This window comes from Enterobacter sp. RIT637, assembly GCF_019718755.1.
Taxonomy (GTDB): domain Bacteria; phylum Pseudomonadota; class Gammaproteobacteria; order Enterobacterales; family Enterobacteriaceae; genus Enterobacter.
This window is the reverse complement of the sequence record NZ_JAIHAZ010000223.1, coordinates 1-503: the sequence shown is the minus strand read 5'-3', so window position 1 is coordinate 503 and position 503 is coordinate 1. Positions and strand designations below refer to the sequence as shown.

Sequence of the window (503 nt, the reverse complement as noted above, 5' to 3'; positions counted from 1 at the left end):
TGGTACAAGGATTCGCAGAGAAATTTCAACTGCGCGATATCATGCCTTTTTGGCGAGTATTCGTCCATAGCGCACCCCCTTTTGAGTGATTCTTTACTCACCCGAGCAACGCTGTCGGGATGGATACAACTAGCTTACCTTAACGGGTGCTGTTTCCTGATGTCTTTAACTATAAGCCATGCTGATCAAGATTTCACCGCGCTATTACGAAAAATTACAATTAAAACGTCAGTCGCCGTTCGTCTCTGAATCTCCCTCATTCACGGTACCAATTTTATCTTAATCATGGCAGAAATTTTGTCGGCTACCTTAGGATTCATCATGTTAGCTAAAACTTACACCTGAAATGTGGAATCCCAAATCTTCCTCATTACCTAAAACCGCCAGGAATAATCCTAATATCTTTAGGGCAAACGAAATAATTAAATAATTGCCGTAAGGATTAACGATGACTTTAAACAACAGAAGTTCAATGCGGTGACATAAAATAAATAAACGAACAA

The 503-nt window shown here is 39.8% G+C and carries 1 pseudogene; it reads right to left on the bottom strand.

The annotated features are described in order from the left end of the window. Window positions 1–68: pseudogene (locus tag K5E19_RS24130) on the bottom strand (Hha toxicity attenuator); the annotation flags it as partial. Window positions 69–503: the final 435 nt, after the last annotated feature.